Annotated in this window: 18 protein-coding genes and 1 tRNA gene; 13 read left to right on the forward strand and 6 right to left on the reverse strand. The window is 66.5% G+C overall.

The window, feature by feature from the left end; translation table 11 throughout:
• The first annotated feature begins 25 nt into the window (after nt 1-25).
• The 6 genes from V5740_RS02920 to rplA all read left to right on the forward strand — a co-directional run bounded on the left by V5740_RS02920 (nt 26) and on the right by rplA (nt 3832).
• Nucleotides 26-574: a peroxiredoxin gene (locus V5740_RS02920; protein WP_347303593.1), complete on the forward strand. Its 549-nt coding sequence runs from the start codon at nt 26-28 to the stop codon at nt 572-574.
• On the forward strand, nt 528-1091 hold the full coding sequence (locus V5740_RS02925; protein ID WP_347303594.1) for a 2'-5' RNA ligase family protein: 564 nt from the start codon (nt 528-530) through the stop codon (nt 1089-1091). Before V5740_RS02920 ends, V5740_RS02925 begins: the two co-directional genes overlap by 47 nt.
• Nucleotides 1092-1159: 68 nt before the next feature.
• Nucleotides 1160-1236: transfer RNA gene (locus tag V5740_RS02930), tRNA-Met, on the forward strand.
• A gap of 119 nt (nt 1237-1355) precedes the next feature.
• Nucleotides 1356-2534 carry a 4-hydroxybenzoate 3-monooxygenase gene (gene pobA, locus V5740_RS02935; protein ID WP_347303595.1) on the forward strand — a complete coding sequence of 393 codons (1179 nt, stop codon included), beginning with the start codon at nt 1356-1358 and terminating at the stop codon, nt 2532-2534.
• Nucleotides 2535-2697: 163 nt separating this feature from the next.
• Nucleotides 2698-3129 (forward strand): 50S ribosomal protein L11, encoded by a 432-nt coding sequence (rplK, locus tag V5740_RS02940; protein ID WP_347303596.1) that lies wholly within the window; start codon nt 2698-2700, stop codon nt 3127-3129.
• 4 nt (nt 3130-3133) lie between these two features.
• Nucleotides 3134-3832, forward strand: a complete 699-nt coding sequence (rplA, locus tag V5740_RS02945) for a 50S ribosomal protein L1 (RefSeq protein WP_347303597.1) — start codon at nt 3134-3136, stop codon at nt 3830-3832.
• A gap of 85 nt (nt 3833-3917) precedes the next feature.
• Here rplA and V5740_RS02950 read toward each other — a convergent pair whose 3' ends face one another.
• Both V5740_RS02950 and V5740_RS02955 read right to left on the reverse strand, forming a co-directional pair.
• On the reverse strand, nt 3918-4901 hold the full coding sequence (locus tag V5740_RS02950) for a reverse transcriptase family protein (protein WP_347303598.1): 984 nt from the start codon (nt 4899-4901) through the stop codon (nt 3918-3920).
• Nucleotides 4879-5193: a helix-turn-helix transcriptional regulator gene (locus V5740_RS02955; protein ID WP_347303599.1), complete on the reverse strand. Its 315-nt coding sequence runs from the start codon at nt 5191-5193 to the stop codon at nt 4879-4881. The genes V5740_RS02950 and V5740_RS02955 overlap by 23 nt, the downstream gene beginning before the upstream one ends.
• A gap of 1096 nt (nt 5194-6289) precedes the next feature.
• Between V5740_RS02955 and V5740_RS02960 the strand changes: the two genes are divergently transcribed.
• Nucleotides 6290-6505, forward strand: coding sequence for a hypothetical protein (locus tag V5740_RS02960; RefSeq protein WP_347303600.1), 216 nt, complete (start codon nt 6290-6292; stop codon nt 6503-6505).
• A gap of 9 nt (nt 6506-6514) precedes the next feature.
• Here the strand turns inward: V5740_RS02960 and V5740_RS02965 are convergent, their stop codons facing one another.
• The gene (locus tag V5740_RS02965; RefSeq protein ID WP_347303601.1) at nt 6515-7270 is read right to left on the reverse strand and encodes a molybdopterin-binding protein; all 756 of its coding nucleotides are present in this window, start codon (nt 7268-7270) and stop codon (nt 6515-6517) included.
• A gap of 74 nt (nt 7271-7344) precedes the next feature.
• On the opposite strand from V5740_RS02965, the gene V5740_RS02970 reads away from it, so the two are divergent.
• Nucleotides 7345-8310, forward strand: a complete 966-nt coding sequence (locus tag V5740_RS02970; protein ID WP_347303602.1) for a magnesium and cobalt transport protein CorA — start codon at nt 7345-7347, stop codon at nt 8308-8310.
• On the opposite strand, the gene folD is transcribed toward V5740_RS02970, so the two are convergent.
• Nucleotides 8305-9192, reverse strand: a complete 888-nt coding sequence (gene folD, locus V5740_RS02975; protein ID WP_347303603.1) for a bifunctional methylenetetrahydrofolate dehydrogenase/methenyltetrahydrofolate cyclohydrolase FolD — start codon at nt 9190-9192, stop codon at nt 8305-8307. The two genes, V5740_RS02970 and folD, sit on opposite strands and share 6 nt — an antisense overlap.
• A gap of 22 nt (nt 9193-9214) precedes the next feature.
• The gene (locus V5740_RS02980; protein WP_347303604.1) at nt 9215-10099 is read right to left on the reverse strand and encodes a methylenetetrahydrofolate reductase; all 885 of its coding nucleotides are present in this window, start codon (nt 10097-10099) and stop codon (nt 9215-9217) included.
• Nucleotides 10100-10213: 114 nt separating this feature from the next.
• Between V5740_RS02980 and V5740_RS02985 the strand changes: the two genes are divergently transcribed.
• Both V5740_RS02985 and V5740_RS02990 read left to right on the forward strand, forming a co-directional pair.
• Complete coding sequence (locus tag V5740_RS02985) at nt 10214-10903, forward strand: alpha/beta hydrolase (protein ID WP_347303605.1); 690 nt, start codon at nt 10214-10216, stop codon at nt 10901-10903.
• An 18-nt stretch (nt 10904-10921) separates the two neighbouring features.
• Nucleotides 10922-12328 (forward strand): aminomethyl transferase family protein, encoded by a 1407-nt coding sequence (locus tag V5740_RS02990; RefSeq protein WP_347303606.1) that lies wholly within the window; start codon nt 10922-10924, stop codon nt 12326-12328.
• 12 nt (nt 12329-12340) lie between these two features.
• Here the strand turns inward: V5740_RS02990 and V5740_RS02995 are convergent, their stop codons facing one another.
• Nucleotides 12341-12670 (reverse strand): chorismate mutase, encoded by a 330-nt coding sequence (locus V5740_RS02995; protein ID WP_347303607.1) that lies wholly within the window; start codon nt 12668-12670, stop codon nt 12341-12343.
• A 79-nt stretch (nt 12671-12749) separates the two neighbouring features.
• On the opposite strand from V5740_RS02995, the gene V5740_RS03000 reads away from it, so the two are divergent.
• From V5740_RS03000 to V5740_RS03010, 3 genes are all read left to right on the forward strand, one after another.
• Nucleotides 12750-13760, forward strand: coding sequence for a polyprenyl synthetase family protein (locus V5740_RS03000; protein WP_347303608.1), 1011 nt, complete (start codon nt 12750-12752; stop codon nt 13758-13760).
• Nucleotides 13761-13824: 64 nt separating this feature from the next.
• Nucleotides 13825-15732: a M1 family metallopeptidase gene (locus V5740_RS03005; RefSeq protein ID WP_347303609.1), complete on the forward strand. Its 1908-nt coding sequence runs from the start codon at nt 13825-13827 to the stop codon at nt 15730-15732.
• A 68-nt stretch (nt 15733-15800) separates the two neighbouring features.
• The gene (locus V5740_RS03010) at nt 15801-17096 is read left to right on the forward strand and encodes an Hsp70 family protein (protein WP_347303610.1); all 1296 of its coding nucleotides are present in this window, start codon (nt 15801-15803) and stop codon (nt 17094-17096) included.
• Nucleotides 17097-17128: the final 32 nt, after the last annotated feature.

Here is a 17128-nt window from a genome sequence, read left to right on the forward strand (position 1 = left end):
TTGCGCAGCGAAAGGAGACCCGCCCATGCAGTACCGCCCGATTCCCGATGTCGTGTTGAAGACCCGTGTGCGGGACGAAAGCATCGGCGGCGACAATCCCTACCGCTGGCAGGATTACCACGTCCGGCAGGAATGGGCCGGCAAGCGCATCGTGGTCTTCTCGCTCCCCGGCGCCTTCACCCCCACCTGCTCCAACGAACAATGCCCGGCCTTCGAACAGCTCTACGACCAGCTCCGGGCGGAGAACGTGGACGAGGTGTATTGCATCGCCGTCAACGATGCCTTCGTGATGTTCCAGTGGGCGAAGCATCTCGGCCTGAAGAAGGTGAAGATGCTGCCCGACGGTTCGGGAGAGTTCACGCGCCGCATGGGCATGCTGGTGCGCAAGGATCACCTGGGCTTCGGCCTGCGCAGCTGGCGCTACGCCATGGTGGTGGACGATCTCGCGATCACCAACTGGTTCGAGGAACCGGGCATCAACGATGCCGGCGCCGACGACGACCCGTACGAGGCGAGCGCGCCGGCCCATGTGCTGGAAGCTCTGCGGGCGCAGCGCCGGCGCGAGGCCGCCTGAGCGGGTGGAGGATCTCGCCAGCCCGCTGATCCTCACGGCCGAGCTGCCGCCCGCGCTGCAGGCGCGGATGGACGCGCTGCGGCGCGCTCACTTCCCGCCCGAACGCAACCACCTGTCCGCCCACGTCACCCTGTTCCACGCGCTACCCCCATCCGCTCTAGGCGAATTGCGCGAGGTCCTGGCCCGCATCGCCGCCGGACCCGCACCGGCGGGGCAGGTGGAAGGGGTGATGTCGCTCGGCCGCGGCACCGCCATTCGCCTTGCCAGCCCGGCGCTGCTGGCCTTGCGCGATGATCTGGCGGACCGCTTCCACACGCTCCTGACCGCGCAGGACCGCCACCGCCCGCGCCTGCACGTAACCGTGCAGAACAAGGTCACGGCGGACGCCGCCCGCGCCCTGCAGGCGCAGCTCTCGTCGCAGATCGGGCCGGAACCGTTCCGCTTCGCCGCCCTCGCGCTGCACGCCTATGAGCGCGGACCGTGGCGCCATCTGCGCAGCTTCTCATTTCGCGGTTGACCGAACCTGCCGACCACCCTAAGCGCGCCGTCTTGCCGCTGCCCGTGACGGGCCGGCACCCCTGATGGGGCGGAGTAGCTCAGCCGGTTAGAGCAGCGGAATCATAATCCGCGTGTCGGGGGTTCGAGTCCCTCCTCCGCTACCACATCCAGCACATCGTCGATCGTCTCGCGTCCGCCTGGTGCGCCGCACGCGCACGCCTGCTTGCAGCATCCTCTCAGTTGCTATAAAACATAGCAAAACATGGGAGAGGTTTCGGCAGGCATGAACACGCGCCATACGCCCGTCTGCATCATCGGCGCCGGCCCGGCCGGTCTGCTGCTCGGGCATCTGCTGCGGGCGGAGGGGGTGGAATGCGTGGTGCTGGAACAGCGCACCCCCGATTACGTCCTCGGCCGCATCCGCGCCGGCGTCCTGGAACGCATCACCGTCAGCCTGCTGGAACGCCTCGGTCTCGATCAACGGCTGAAGGCGGAAGGGCTGCCGCATGACGACGTGCTGCTGGCCGATGGCGAGCGGCTGATCCGCATCGACCTCGCCGATCTGGTCGGCCAGCACGTCACCGTCTATGGCCAGACGGAGGTGACGCGCGACCTGATGGCGGCGGCCGTCCCGCGCGGCTTGCCCGTGATATACGGGGCCGAGGATGTCCGGCTGCACGATATCGCGGGCGACACCCCGCACGTCACCTACACCCATGAAGGCGCCGATCACCGCATCGACGCGCGCTTCATCGTCGGCTGCGACGGCTTTCACGGCCCCAGCCGCCGCGCCATCCCCGTCGGTATCGGCCGGGAGTACGAGCGGGTGTATCCGTTCGGCTGGCTGGGCATCTTGGCCGACGTGCCGCCCTGCGGCGCGGGCCTGATCTACGCCAACCACGAACGCGGCTTCGCCCTCGCCAGCCAGCGCAGCGCCACGCGCAGCCGTTACTACATCGACGTGCCGGTGACGGAGGATATCGCCAACTGGCCCGACGACCGCCTGTGGGATGAGCTGGAAACCCGCCTCGGGCCGGAGGCCGCCGCCACCGTGACCCGCGGCCCCAGTATCGAGAAGAGCATCGCCCCCTTGCGCTCCTACGTCTTCGCGCCGATGCGCCATGGCTCGCTGCTGCTGTGCGGCGATGCGGCGCATATCGTGCCGCCCACCGGGGCGAAGGGCCTGAACCTCGCCGCCAGCGACGTGTACTACGCGGCCGAAGCGCTGACCGCCTTCTTCCTGCGGCACGACAATGACGCGATCCCCCGCTATTCGGACAAGGCGCTGAACCGGGTGTGGCAGGCGGAACGGTTCAGCTGGTCGCTGACCCGCCTGATGCACCGCTTCCCCGATGATGGCCCGTTCGAACGCGCGATGCAGGTGGCGGAACTGGACTACATCGCCACCAGCCGCGCCGCGCAATTGAGCTTCGCCGAACAATATGTCGGCCTGCCGGTGTAGGCCGGCACGCCACCTTGCCATGCCCGCGCCACTTCGCTATGCGCGCGGGTCTCCCACACCGGGAAACCACGCGGAAGGTGCCTGCCCCGGCAGGTGCCGTTCGTACCGCTTACCATGAGCGGACCTGGAAACAGGGCCGCGACAGTGAGAAAGGAGGCCAGTCATGGCCAAGAAGATTACCGGCTATATCAAGCTGCAGGTTGCGGCCGGCAGCGCCACCCCGTCCCCGCCGATCGGCCCTGCGCTGGGTCAGCGCGGCGTGAACATCATGGAATTCTGCAAGGCCTTCAACGCTTCGACTCAGGAGCTGGAGAAGGGCATGCCGATCCCGACGGTCATCACCGTCTATGCGGATCGTTCCTTCACGTTCGAGACCAAGACCCCGCCCGCCAGCTTCCTCATCAAGAAGGCCGCCGGTCTGAAGTCGGGCTCCAAGGAGCCGGGCAAGACCACGGTCGGCACGATCAGCCGGTCCGCGCTGTCGCAGATCGCCGAACAGAAGATGAAGGACCTGAACGCGAACGACATCGCGCAGGCGACCAAGATCATCGAGGGCTCCGCGCGCTCGATGGGCCTCGAAGTGGTGGAGGGCTGACACGATGGCCAAGATTTCCAAGCGCCAGAAGATGCTGGCCGAGACGCTCGATGCCGAGAAGCTGTGGAACTTTGACGAGGCGCTGGGCAAGCTGCGCGAGCTGGCGTCCAAGAAGTTCGACGAGACGATCGAGATTGCGATGAACCTGGGCGTCGATCCGCGCCACGCCGACCAGATGGTTCGCGGCATGGTCAGCCTGCCCGCCGGCACCGGCAAGACCGTGCGCGTCGCGGTGTTCGCCCGTGGCGACAAGGCGGCCGAGGCGGAAGCCGCTGGCGCCGACCGCGTCGGGGCGGAGGATCTGATGGAGGATATGCAGAACGGCAACCTCGATTACGACCGCGTCGTCGCCACGCCGGACATGATGGGCATCGTGGGGCGCCTGGGCAAGCTGCTGGGTCCCAAGGGCCTGATGCCGAACCCGCGCCTCGGCACCGTGACGCCGAATATCGGCCAGGCGGTCAAGGACGCGAAGGGCGGCCAGATCGAATTCCGCGTGGAGAAGCAGGGCATCATCCACGCCGGCCTCGGCAAGGTCAGCTTCACCGACGACGACCTGAAGACCAACTTCAAGGCCTTCACCGACGCGATCGTCCGCGCCAAGCCGTCGGGCAGCAAGGGCAAGTACGTCCGCAAGGTCTCGCTCAGCTCCTCCATGGGGCCGGGCCTGAAGCTGGACCTGGAAGAAGTGCAGGGCGCCTGACGCTTCTGCCACCAGCGACTAGCTGAGTTACATAGAGAGGCCGGGAGGGGAGACCCTTCCGGCCTTTCTTCTACGTAATTACGTCCTAAATTGACGTCGCTGTGAGAGGCTCACTGGTGGCAGCAACCACGCCCGGTTTAACGGTCAACATGTCTCGCTTGATTGTTCTCCAAGCTTCGTGATGAAACTCCGCTAGTCGGCGACAACGTGGATCTATTTGCGTTGCCTCATACAACCGAGAGACGAGACGAGGATATAGGATCAAACGCTCCACGTCAGTGGCGCACACGTGAATTGCATTGATCGCGTCGTTGATCTTCTTCCATCGCGAGTGTGGCAGCATTATCTTATCAGCACCGACAACAATACCGGTTACAAGTTTTGCGCTTTGAGGAGCGAAGTAACGGTCTTTGTGAGCAGTGAACCCCTCACGGAATATGATGGATCGGGCTGCTCTCAATACACCTATTGTTGCTCGTTCACCTGACATTGTGACATCATCTACGTAGCAGCTCATTCTTAGATCGTGACTATTAGCCAAGTCGGCTAAATCGTTGAACATGCTGCGACATGCCCAAAACGACATAATCGGGCTTACAGAACTGCCAGTCGGAAGGTGTCCATCAAAGCAAATCAAATTTGCAATCAGCCCTGCTACATCAGGTGCACAATTAAGCTGATCCCGAAAAAAATGCATAACACGATGCTGCGGTACTTTTCGGTAGAATTTGGCTATATCTACCTTAATTAGCCCGCCGACGCCGACATGTGTCTGTGCGTTTGTGAGATAAGAGCGCTTCTTCACCGACGAGTGTAGATATTCCGGTACATCAAGACGAGCCAAGTAGCGATGCACTTGTTTGTGTAAGCTCTGAAGCGCCTTTCCAGGTTCTTCGATTCTTCGACCGGTCTGAGGGTGAGGATAAACGGAGTACCCGCCATCCTTGGCCAAAGACTCCAGCTTATCTAGTTGCCACCCAAGCCGATTTGCCAACGCCTGTGGCGAACGAAGTCCATAAAGATGACAGCGATCAAGCGGCAGACGCTTAGCGGCTTGTTTCTTTACCAACCTCGAGGTCCTCGTCTTCAGCAATCCACTCAAGCATTTTTAGAACTTTATCAGCTACAAAAATCCGCGCCTTGTCAAACCGCAATTCATTAGAACGCTCAGCAAAAAGCATTAATGATGATAAAGGAACCTCAAATCGTTCTGCATATCTACGTAGAATATCGAGACTAGGTTCCTTTTTATCTCGCTCAATTTCGTTCAAATAAGAACGAGATATACCAATTTGATCGGCCATCTCGGCTTGCGAAAGCCTGTGATATTGGCGCATTGTCTTCAATGCTCTGTCGTACATGACAATCTCCAACAAACCTCTGTTGGTGAGGAATCAAGGGGGTTTACGAGAGGAATTCCCCGACCTTCAGTACCACGCGCCAGAGCTTAAGACCGAAGTCCAAGATAGCGATGGCAGTCCTCCAAGTCTCCGGCACAAGAAGATGGTTCCGAAGGAACCGCCTAATTGAACCAAATCTCGTTCGCTTCTTCTTCACAATCGATGAGTGAATTATGTTCACGTGAATGTACTCCATACGACCAATACCTTGATTGGCTTGGTCCCACACGCATGAAGTACCAACGAAAGAAGAAGCACCCCCCTTAACCCTTCGCGTCCGGTCCACACGGACGCGCCTTATCGGTGGCGGTGGCGTCCCCCGGGAGAGGAAGCCCTCAACAGCCGACAAGTGTGAGGATCTCCTTGCGGAGCTCCCGCAGATGATTGCTCATCCCGAGTTGCAGTGGGTTTATGTTGTACCTTTCTCGATTGTGTGGCTGCTGTGTAGCAAGGTGGTCGCCATGTGTCAACCTTTATTCGCTGTTGGCGAATTACCTGGCTTGTTTGTCTTTCCTACACTCACCTCCCGCTCCTACACTCCCGCGCATGAGCAACCGCCGCAACACCTCGCCCAGGCGCCCCAAGCCGCTGCAGCCTTACCTGCGGCTGCCCGCCTTCCTCCCCGTACCCCTGCGCGCCCGCCGAGGCGGGTGGACGCCGCAGCGGCAGGCGCGGTTCATCGGCTTGTTGGCGCAGGTCGGCTGCGTCCGCACCGTCGCGCAGGGCGGAGGCCTCACCCGCGCCGGCGCCTACCGCCTGCGCCGCCGCCCGCAGGCGGGGTCTTTCAACTCCGCGTCGGCCGCCTCGCCCACCATCCGTTCAGCAAGGACCGGGGGACAAGCGGGAGGTGTCAACTTAGTGTCAACTTCCGCGTCCCGGCACCACCGTCGCACCCGCTCAGGACCGTCCGGCGGCGGGTGCATTCCCTCGTCAGGTAGGTGTCAACTTAGTGTCAACTTCCGCAGCGCAGCCCGCCAAATCCCGGCGGACGGAGGCTTCAGGAAACCCCGCGCCCCTCACACGTTCGTCCTCTAACGAAACCAATGGGAGAACATGCATGGCTGGCGGTTTATGGGGCGTGCTGACGATCCTCGGACCCATCCTGATCGTCGTGGTGATCGCCTGGGCCATGCTGCGCAATCGCGGCGGCACCCGGCAGGAGATCGACCGGGCGGAGCAGGGTGCCGCCAATCTGCGGGACCGGTTGGATGCCGAGGCGCAGGTGACGGACCACACCATCACCCCGGCGGACGATCCCACCCTCCGGCGCTAGAACCCGCGCCTACAACCCGCCGGGCGTCCAGTCCCACCCGGCAGCACCCAGGGCATCGCACAAAGTGTCGCGGCACGAAGCCAGCATCGCCGCATCGGTGCTGCGGATCACGAAGTTGGCGCCGCTGCGCCCCTCTTTGAAAAAGGGATAGCTGCCGATCTGGCATCCCTCATGGGCCTTCTCCACGGTGCGCAGGATGTCCGCCACCTCGCTCTCCGGCGCGGGGCTGCCGATCGTCTCGGACAGCAGCGGCAGCCCGCCCTCCAGCGTGCCGCTCAGCATGTCGAGCATCCCCGCGGTGATCCCCGGCACCCCCGCCATCAGGAAGATGTTGCCATGCCTGATCCCCGGCGCCCCGCTGATCCGGTTGGGGATCAGCTCCGCCCCTTCCGGCACCCGCGCCATCCGCAGCCGCGCCGGATTGGTCCCGCCGCGGGTGGAGTAATACTCCTCCAGCATGGCCCGCGCCTCCGGATGCTCGACGACGGCCACGCCCAGGGCGGCGGCGACCGCGTCCACGGTGATGTCGTCATGCGTCGGCCCGATCCCGCCGGTGGTGAACAGGTAATCGTTGCGGGCGCGAAGCTGGTTCACCGCCTCCACGATCCGCTCCTCCACATCGGGCACCACCCGCACCTCCGCCAGCCGGATCGCCTGCACCCCCAGCCACCCGGCGATCTGCGCGATGTTCTTGTCCTGCGTCCGGCCGGAGAGGATCTCGTCCCCGATCACGATCAGCGCGGCGGTCCAGATGCGGTCTGTCATGGAACAGGCGATAGGCGAGGCCGGCGCCACGCGCCAGATTGCACCGCACGGCGCCCTCTGGCACGCCACGCTCCATGACCATCGCCGCCGCCCGCCGCTACCGCAACGGTTCCGTGATCGACCACCAGCTCGCCCCGGACGCCCCGCCGGCCGGGGAGGGGGAGTTCGACTGGATCGGCCTCGTCGAACCGACGGAGGAGGAGATGGACGAGGTCAGCGCCCGCTACCACCTGCACCCGCTGGCGGTGGAGGACGCGCTCGGCCGGCGGCAGATGCCCAAGGCCGAAAGCTATGCCCACCAGCTGTTCGTGGTGGCGAAGACCGCCGCCTTCGCCGACGATGACCGCATCGTCTACGGCCAGACGGCGATCTTCATGGGGGCCGACTTCATCGTCAGCGTCCGCCAGGGTAACGACCAGGGCCACCACGCGTTGCGGCAGGAGATGGAGAGCCTGCCCGACCGGCTGGCCGAAGGGCCGGACATCGTGCTGCACGGCCTGCTCGACTTCATCGTCGACAATTACAGCCCGCTGCTCGATCGATTGGAGCAGATCGTGGACGAGATGGAGGACGCCGCCGTCGCCAGCTTCCCCCGGCCCGACTCCATCCGCCGCATCTTCCGCCTGCGCCGGGAGATGCGCCGGTTCGAGGAGATCGCCGGCCGGACGGAGGAGGTGGCCGGCAAGCTCAGCCAGGTGCCGCTGCCCTGCATCGACGAACACGCCCGGCCATATTTCCGCGACATCTACGACCATGCCAAGCGCGCGGAAAGCCGCGCCCGCTGGCTGACCGATACGCTGGGCAACATCGTCGACATCGCCGGCCTGCTGGAACAGAGCCGACAGGGCGACATCAGCCGGCAACTGGCTGGCTGGGCCGCGATCCTGGCGGTGCCGACGGCGATCGCCGGCATCTACGGCATGAATTTCGAGAACATGCCCGAATTGCAGACCCGCTACGGCTACTTCGTGGTGCTGGGCGTGATGGCGTCGATCTGCACCGGGCTCTACATCCGGTTCCGGCGGATGGGCTGGCTATAGCTCCGCCGCCTCCATCACCCGCTCGCCCGCGGCGGCGCGCGCGGCCTTGACTGTGTTGCTCAGCAGGCAGGCAATGGTCATGGGGCCCACGCCGCCCGGCACCGGGGTCACCGCGCGGGCATGATCCAGCTCGGCAAAGGCGACGTCGCCCACCAGCCGGTCCTTGCCGTTGGCGCCCGGCACGCGGGTGATGCCGACATCGATCACCACCGCGCCCGGCTTCACCCAGTCGCCGCGCACCAGTTCGGGCGCGCCGGCGGCGGCCACGATCACGTCCGCCTTGCGGGCGATGGCGGGCAGCCCCTTGGTATGGATGTGCGTGACGGTGACGGTCGCCTCCCGCTCCAGCAGCAGCATGGCGATGGGCTTGCCGACGATGTTCGACTTGCCGATCACCACCACGTCCAGCCCCATCAGGTCGGGCAGCACGCTGTCGAGCAGCATCATGACGCCCAGCGGGGTGCAGGGCACGATGCCGCCGGTGCCGGTGGACAGCCGTCCGACATTCACCGGGTGGAACCCGTCCACATCCTTGTCCGGGTGGATCGCGTCCAGCACCAGTCCCTGGTCGATATGCGGCGGCAGCGGCACCTGGCACAGGATGCCGTGGACGGCAGGATCGGCGTTCAGCTCCTCGATCACGGCCAGCAGGTCGTCCTGCGTGGTGTCGGCGGGCAGCAGGCGTTCAAAGCTGGCGATGCCGACCTTGCGGCACCCGGCGATCTTGCGGCGGACATAGACCTGGCTGGCCGGGTCCTCCCCCACCAGCACCACCGCCAGGCCGGGCCGCGGGCCGCCACCGGCGACCAGCGCGGCGACCTCCGCCGCGGTGTGTTCGTCCACCGACGCTGCCAGCGCCTTGCCGTCGATCACCTGTGCCATTGCCCAAACCTTCCCGCGCCCGTCAGTGCCGGGCGGCATAGCCATTGATCCATTCGGCGGACGCGGTCAGCGCGCCGAATGGGTAGAGATGCAGTCGCACGCGCCCATGGTCCGGTCCGAGCCGCCGCTCAAGCGATTCGACCAGCCGGTCCGGCCCGGCGCTGCCCAGCAGGCTGGTGAGCGAGATGCCGTATTTGCGCAGCACCCCGGCCGACGCACCCACGCCGCAGCGCCGGGCGAAGCCGAGCAGCCGCTTGATCCCGGCGGGGCCGGGCACGCCGATGCGCACCGGGACGTCGATCCCGCGCGCCCGCAGCTCCGTCACCCAGTTCACGATGGCATCGTCGTCGAAGCCGAACTGCGTCACCACCAGCGGCAGCATGCCCCGCGCGCGCACCGCCGCCAGCTTACGCTCCATCCATAGCCACAGCTCCTCCCGCGCGACAGCGGGGTGCCCTTCCGGGTGGCCGCCGATCCCGACCACCGCGATCCCGTGCCGGTCCAGCAGGCCACTGTCGATGATCTGCAGCGAATCCTCGAACGGCCCTTCGGAGCGGGAGGGATCGCCCGCGATCACGAACACCCGCCGGACTCCGGCCTCGGCGGTCACACGCGCCAGATATATGTCGAGCTCAGCCGCGGAGGTGAGGCGGCGGGCGGACAGGTGGACGATCGGCTCGAAGCCGAGGTCGCGCACCAGCCGGGCGGCGGCGACCCGCTGATCCACGGTCTCACCCGGCAGGAAGGTCACCGCGATTTGCGTGCGGGGCCGGATGAGCGGCGCCGCCGCGCGCAGGCTGTCGAGCTCGTTCGCGGTCATCTCCAGCGAATAGCCGTCGGCCATGCTGGTGCGCGCGCGTTCCCAGTCCGGATGGATCGCGGCGTAGGAGACGGGGTTGTCAGTCATGCATTCGCCTCCCGATACCCACATGCCGGCCATAGGCGCATGTGCCGGCTGGACAAAGCCCTGCCATGTCGTGCATCCTTCAGATAGGCGAATATTTCATATCCATGAAAGGCCTTGAAGCTGTTTCTTCTGCCCGGACTGATCTGCGACGGCGGGATCTTCGCCAGCCAGAGCGCCGCCTTCCCTCAGGCGCGGGCGCTGGATGGCTATGACGGTGCGGACAGTCTTGGCGCCATGGCCGCCGCCGTGCTGCGCCACGCGGACAGCGAGGGAACAGCCGAGTTCGATCTGCTGGGTCACTCCATGGGCGGGCGTGTCGTGCTGGAAGTGTTCCGCATGGCGCCCGATCGGGTGCGCCGGCTGGCGCTGGTCAGCACCGGGGTCCATCCGGTCGGGGCGGGGGAGCAGGCCAAGCGCCATGCCTTGCGTGATCTGGGCCGGACGCATGGCTTTGCCGCGCTGGTTGACGAATGGTTGCCGCCGATGCTTGCCCCGGCGAACCATGCCGACCTTTACAAGCCGCTCCGCGCCATGTGCCTCGCCCAGGGACAGGCCCGGTTCGAGGCGGATACCGCCGCGCTGCTCGGCCGGCAGGAGGCTGCCTCGCTGCTTCCCCGGATCACCTGCCCCGTGCTGGTCATGACCGGCGCGCTGGATGGCTGGGCTTCGCCTGCGCAGCACCAGGCGATCGCCGACGCCTTGCCCGATGCCACCTGCGTGATCGTCCCCGATGCCGGCCACATGCTGCCGGCGGAGGCGCCGCGCGCGGTCAACGACGCCATCGCCGCTTGGCTGGCGCGATAAACAGGAGAGAGGATGCCGATGACTGAAACACTGCAGCAGAAGCTGGAGGCAGCGGGCGACATCGTCCATTTCCTGCGCAACCAGCAGACCGGCCCCAACGTCTATCCCGGCGTGCCGGCCGAACATTCCAACTGGCGGGACGAGCAGCGCGCCTGGGCGGAGACCGCCGTGCTGTTCAACCAGTCGTTCCACATGGCGGAGCTGTACGTCAGCGGGCCGGACGCCTTCCGGCTGCTGGAACATCTGGCCGTCAACAGCTTCCGCAATTTCATGCCGGGCAAGGCCAAGCAATTCGTGCCGGTAACGCCCGACGGCTACGTGATCGGCGACGTGATCCTGTTCCATCTGGCGGAGAACGAGTTCAACCTGGTCGGCCGGGCGCCTGCGCTGGAATGGGTCGAGTTCCACGCCGCCACCGGCAAGTGGGACGTCACGGTGGAGCGGGACGAGCGGACCGCATTGCGCAGCGATGGCCGGCGCCGCCATTACCGGTTCCAGTTGCAGGGCCCGAACGCCATGGCCGTGCTGGAACGCGCCATGGGGCAGACCCCGCCTGACCTGAAGTTCTTCAACATGGCGGACGTCATCGTGGCCGGCTGCACCGTTACCGCCCTGCGACACGGCATGGCCGGGCAACCGGGTTACGAGCTGTTCGGCCCGTGGGCGGATTACCAGACGGTGCATGATGCGCTGGTCGCCGCCGGGCAGGATTTCGGCCTGACGCTGGTCGGCGGGCGGACCTATTCGTCCAACACGCTGGAATCGGGCTGGCTGCCCAGTCCGCTGCCGGCGATCTACACCGGCGACGATCCGCTGCTGGTCCGATACCGCGAATGGCTGTCCGCGCGATCATACGAAGGGATGTGCTCCATCGGCGGGTCGTATGTGCCGGACAGCGTCGATGGCTATTACCTGACGCCGTGGGACATCGGCTACGGCCATATCGTCAAGTTCGACCATGATTTCATCGGCCGGCCGGCGCTGGAACGGATGAAGGAACAGCCGCACCGGACCAAGGTGACGCTGGCGCTGAACAGCGAGGATGTGACCCGCGTCCTGTCATCCATGTTCGCCGACGGGCGCCGGGCCAAGCACATGGAATTTCCCAGCGCGGTCTACGCCATGCACCCGTTTGACGAGGTGCGATGCGACGGCAGACTGGTCGGCCTGTCCACCTGGATCGGCTATTCCGCCAATGCCGGCCGCATGCTGACCATCGCCATGCTGGACGCGGACTTCGCCGAGATGGGGAGGGAGGTGACGCTGGTCTGGGGCGAGCCAGACGGCGGCACCGCCAAGCCGACGGTTGAGCCGCACGAACAGGTGGAGATCAGGGCCGTGGTCAGCCCGGTGCCCTATTCCGCCGTCGCCCGCGACAGTTACGCCGATGGCTGGCGGCACAAGGGCGTGGGCGTCTCGGTCTAGTAGCGGAGACCTCTAGCCCTTTTCGACTTCCGCGGCCTGATGCTGCTGGTGGTGGCGGATCACCTCCTCGATCACGAAGCGGATGAACTTTTCGCTGAATTCGGGGTCGAGGTCCGCCTCCACCGCCAGCCGGCGCAGGCGGGTCACCTGCTGCGCCTCGCGCCCGGGGTCCGCCGGGGGCAGGCTGGTGCGAGCCTTGTACTCGCCCACCGCCTGCGTGATGCGGAACCGTTCGGCCAGCATGCACACCAATGCGGCATCGATATTGTCGATCGAGCGGCGGTAACCCGCCAGCACCGGATCGGTCTTCGGCCCATCGGCCGCTGGTTCCGCCTGCGTCATCGTATTCCCCGTTCCGCCTGCCTGCTAGTGCGGGAATAGGCGCTTGCCAAGCAGCGGAACCTCCCCCATCTGCGCAGCCATGAGCGCCGAGGTCGTCCCGCTTCCTGCCAGAACCCCGTCGCTGGCCTCCATCCTGTCGCTGACGCAGACCGCGATGAATTCGGTCAACCAGATCATCCTGGACCGGATGCAGAGCGAGATTCCGCTGATCCCCGCGCTGGCCGGTCACCTGATCGCCGGTGGGGGCAAGCGGATGCGGCCCATGCTGACGCTGGCCGGCGCGGCGGTGTGCGGATACCAGGGCACGCGCCACCACAAGCTGGCCGCCGCCGTGGAGTTCATTCACACCTCCACCCTGTTGCACGACGACGTGGTCGACGGGTCGGAGACGCGCCGGGGCAAGGCAACCGCCAACATGGTGTTCGGCAATCCGGCGACCGTGCTGGTCGGCGATTTCCTGTTTGCCCGCGCCTTCGAACTGATGGTGGAGGATGGCAGCCTCAAGGTGCTGAAGATCCTCAGCAGCGCCAGTGCCATCATCGCCCAGGGGGAGGTCGATCAGCTCGTCGCCCAGCGCCGGGTGGAGACGAGCGAGGACCGCTACCTCCACATCATCGGCAGCAAGACCGCCGCCCTGTTCGCCGCCGCCAGCCGCATCGCGGCCGTGGTGGCCGAAGGGGGTGAGGAGCAGGAACAGGCGCTGGACGATTACGGCCGCAATCTCGGCATTGCCTTCCAGCTGGTCGATGACGCGATCGACTATGACAGCACCGCAGCGGAGATGGGCAAGGAGAAGGGCGACGATTTCCGGGAGGGCAAGATGACCCTGCCGGTGATCCTGGCCTATGCACGCGGGACGGAGGAGGAGCGGTCCTTCTGGCGCGATGCCATCGCCGGCTTCCGGACGGAGGAGGCGGACCTTGCCCATGCGGTCACGCTGATCCACCGGCACGACGCCATCACCGCCACCCGCGAACGCGCCCGTCACTTCGCCGAACGCGCGTGCGACGCGCTGTCGATCTTTCCCGACAGCAAGGCACGCGCGGCGATGATGGAAGCCGCCAGGTTCGCGGTCAGCCGCGGATATTGACCGGCGGGCCGGCCGTTCGTCCGGCCAGCCACCCTTATCTGTCATCTATTACCGGAGAGCCGCCATGCGCCGTCTGGCCCCATTCGCCCTGACCCTCGCGCCGGCTCTTGCCCTGGGGGCGTGTTCGACCACGGGCGCGGGCACCGGCCGGGATACGGCGGTTCCGCCCGTGCTGCTGACGCCGGAGGCGCAGGACGAATTCAGCTTCGCCCAGCCGGCGGTGGCGCGGGTCACGCATGTCGATCTGGACCTGGCGCTGGATTTCCGGGCGCGCAGCGTCGGCGGGACCGCCACGCTGGACATCGCCGCCGCCGATGGCGCGCAGGAGATCGTGCTCGACAGCAACGGGCTGCAGATCAGCGCGATCACGGCGCCGGACGGGTCGGCGCTTGGCTGGACGGCGGGCGATACCGTGGCGGGCAAGGGCGCGCCCCTGACGGTGCGGATGGGCGATGCCCGCCGGATCACCATCACCTACCGCTCCGCGCCCGAGGCTGACGCGCTGCAATGGCTGGCGCCGGAACAGACCGCGGGCGGGCAACAGCCGTTCATGTTCAGCCAGGGCCAGGCGATCAACAATCGCAGCTGGATCCCCACGCAGGATAGCCCCGGCATCCGCCAGACGTGGACTGCGCGGATCACCGCGCCGGAGCCGCTGACCGTGGTCATGTCGGGCATCGCGCAGGGGCAGCCGGAGGCGATCGGCGATGGTCGGCGGGCCTTCCGCTTCGCCATGGAGAAGCCCGTTGCCCCTTACCTGATCGCGGTCGCCGCGGGCGACATCGGCTTCGCCACGCTGGGGCCCAGGTCCGGCGTGTGGGCGGAAGCGGCCACGCTGGAGCGGGCCGCGGCCGAGCTGGTCGATACCGAGGCGATGATCGACGCGGCGGAACGGCTGTACGGACCGTACCGCTGGGGCCGGTACGACATGATCGTGCTGCCGCCCTCCTTCCCGTACGGCGGCATGGAAAACCCGGTCATGACGTTCCTGACGCCGACCTTCATCGCCGGCGACCGCTCGCTTACCGGGCTGGTCGCGCATGAGCTGGCGCATAGCTGGTCGGGCAATCTCGTCACCTATGCCAGCTGGCGCGACGGCTGGCTGAACGAAGGCGTGACCTCCTACATCGAGAACCGGGTTGTGGAGGAGGTGTTCGGTCCCGAACGCGCCGCGCAGGAACGCATGCTCAGCTTCGCCGAGGTGACGGGCGCCCTGGAGGAGTTGGGCGCCGATGCCCCCGGCACCACGCTGCGTACGCCGCCCGTTCTTGACCCGATCGATTATTCCAGCGCCATCATCTACGACAAGGGCGCGCTGTTCCTGCACACGCTGGAACGCATCGTCGGGCGGGAGCGGTTCGATCCGTTTCTGCGCAGCTGGTTCGACGCCCACGCCTTCCAGCCGGCGACCTCCGCCATGTTCCTGGACTATCTGCGGCGCGAACTGGTGCGCGGCGACACCGCGCTGGAGCAGCGCCTGATGCTGGACCAGTGGGTCTACGCCCCCGGCCTGCCGGCCAATGTCGCGCGGCCTGATCCGCAGGTCTTCGCCGGGGTGGAGACGGCGGCGCACGCCTATGCGGCGGACCGCACGATCGACGCCGCGGCATGGCGCGGGTGGAGCACGGCGGAACGGATGCGTTTCCTCGGCAGCCTGCCGGAAAAGGTCTCCGCCGCCGAACTGGCGCGGCTGGACGAAGCGCTCGGCCTGTCATCCACCGGCAATGCGGAGCTGCGCTTCCTGTGGCTGCAGGCGGCGCTGCGCAACCGGTACGATCCGGCGGTGCCGCAGGCGGAGGCGTTCCTGGGAACGGTCGGCCGCAACAAGTTCGTCGCCCCGCTGTTCGCCACTCTGGTGGAGCAGGGCGAGTGGGGTCGCCCGATCGCGAAGCGCATCTACGCCCGTACGCGGCCGACCTATCACTCCTTCACGCGGGGGCGGGTCGACCGGCTGCTCGGGGTCGGCGGCTGATCCGGCACCGGCGTTTGGCGCACTGACCGGGGTTGCGGTCGGCTGACAGGTCCGCCTAACCGGCTCCGATGATCGCTTCTGCCACGACCCGCCACGCCGGTCTCGATTTCGGTACCACCAATTCCGTCGCCGCCCTCGCCGATGGGGCGGGCGGTGCCCGACTGATGCCGCTCGACGGCGTGGAGGTGTTCCGTTCCGCCCTGTGCTTCTGGCGGGACGAGGATGTGGCGGGCGGGCTGGCGGTGGAGGCGGGTGGCGCCGCGATCCGCGAGTACCTGGAATTTCCGGGTGACAGCCGCTTCCTGCAATCCTTCAAGTCGGTCGCGGCCAGCGCATCCTTCGAACGGGCGCTGATCTTCGCCCGCGCCTTCCGGTTCGAGGAGATGGGCCGCCTGTTCCTGGACAAGCTGGCAAGCCATGCCGGCGGCGCGATGAACGGGCTGGAGCGGATCGTGGTCGGCCGCCCGGTCCATTATGCCGGCTCGCGCCCCGATCCCGCGCTGGCGCGGACCCGGTACGATACGATGTTCGCCGGCTTCGCGGGCGAGGTGCATTACGTGTACGAGCCGCTCGCCGCCGCCTTCGGCCATGCCGCGGGGCTGGACCGGCCGGCGACGCTGCTGGTGGCGGATTTCGGCGGCGGCACCAGCGACTTCTCGGTCGTGCGGGTGCTGGAGCCTGACGCCCCGCAACGCTGCGTGCCGCTGGGCCATGCGGGCGTCGGGCTGGCCGGCGACCGCTTCGATCAGCGCATCGTGGAGCAGGTCGTACTGCCGCTGCTGGGCAAGGGCGGCCTTTACCGTTCCTTCGACAAGGAGCTGGAGATCCCGGCGACCTGGTTCAACGACTTCTCCGACTGGTCGAAGCTGGCGCTGATGCGCAATCGCCGCACCTTGGACGAACTCGCCCGGTTGCAGCGGGTGGCGGTGGACCCGGCGGCGATCGGGCGCATGATCGCCCTCATCGAACACGAGCTGGGCTTCCCGCTCTATGACGCGGTGACGCGGGTGAAGCGGGAGCTGAGCACGGCGGAGACGGCGCCGTTCCGCTTCAGCGGCGCCGGGGTGGAGATCGCGGCGGAGGTGACGCGCGCCGCGTTCGAAGGCTGGATCGCGCCCGACATCGCCCGCATGGCCGATGCCGTGGACCGCGCGCTCGCCGATGCGGGCGTCGTGCCCGACGCGATCGACCGCGTGTTCCTGACCGGCGGCACATCGCTGGTTCCGGCCGTGCGGCGCATCTTCACCGACCGGTTCGGAGCGGATAGGATCGCCACCGGCGGGGAGCTGACTTCCATCGCGCACGGCCTGGCGCTGATCGCGGCGACCGACGATCCCGGGGCCTGGGCCGTGCGGGAGGGGTAGGGCAAGGCCGCTTGCACCATGCTGCCAAGGGT

The organism is Croceibacterium sp. TMG7-5b_MA50 (assembly GCF_039830145.1).
In the GTDB taxonomy this organism is placed as follows: Bacteria; Pseudomonadota; Alphaproteobacteria; order Sphingomonadales; family Sphingomonadaceae; genus Croceibacterium.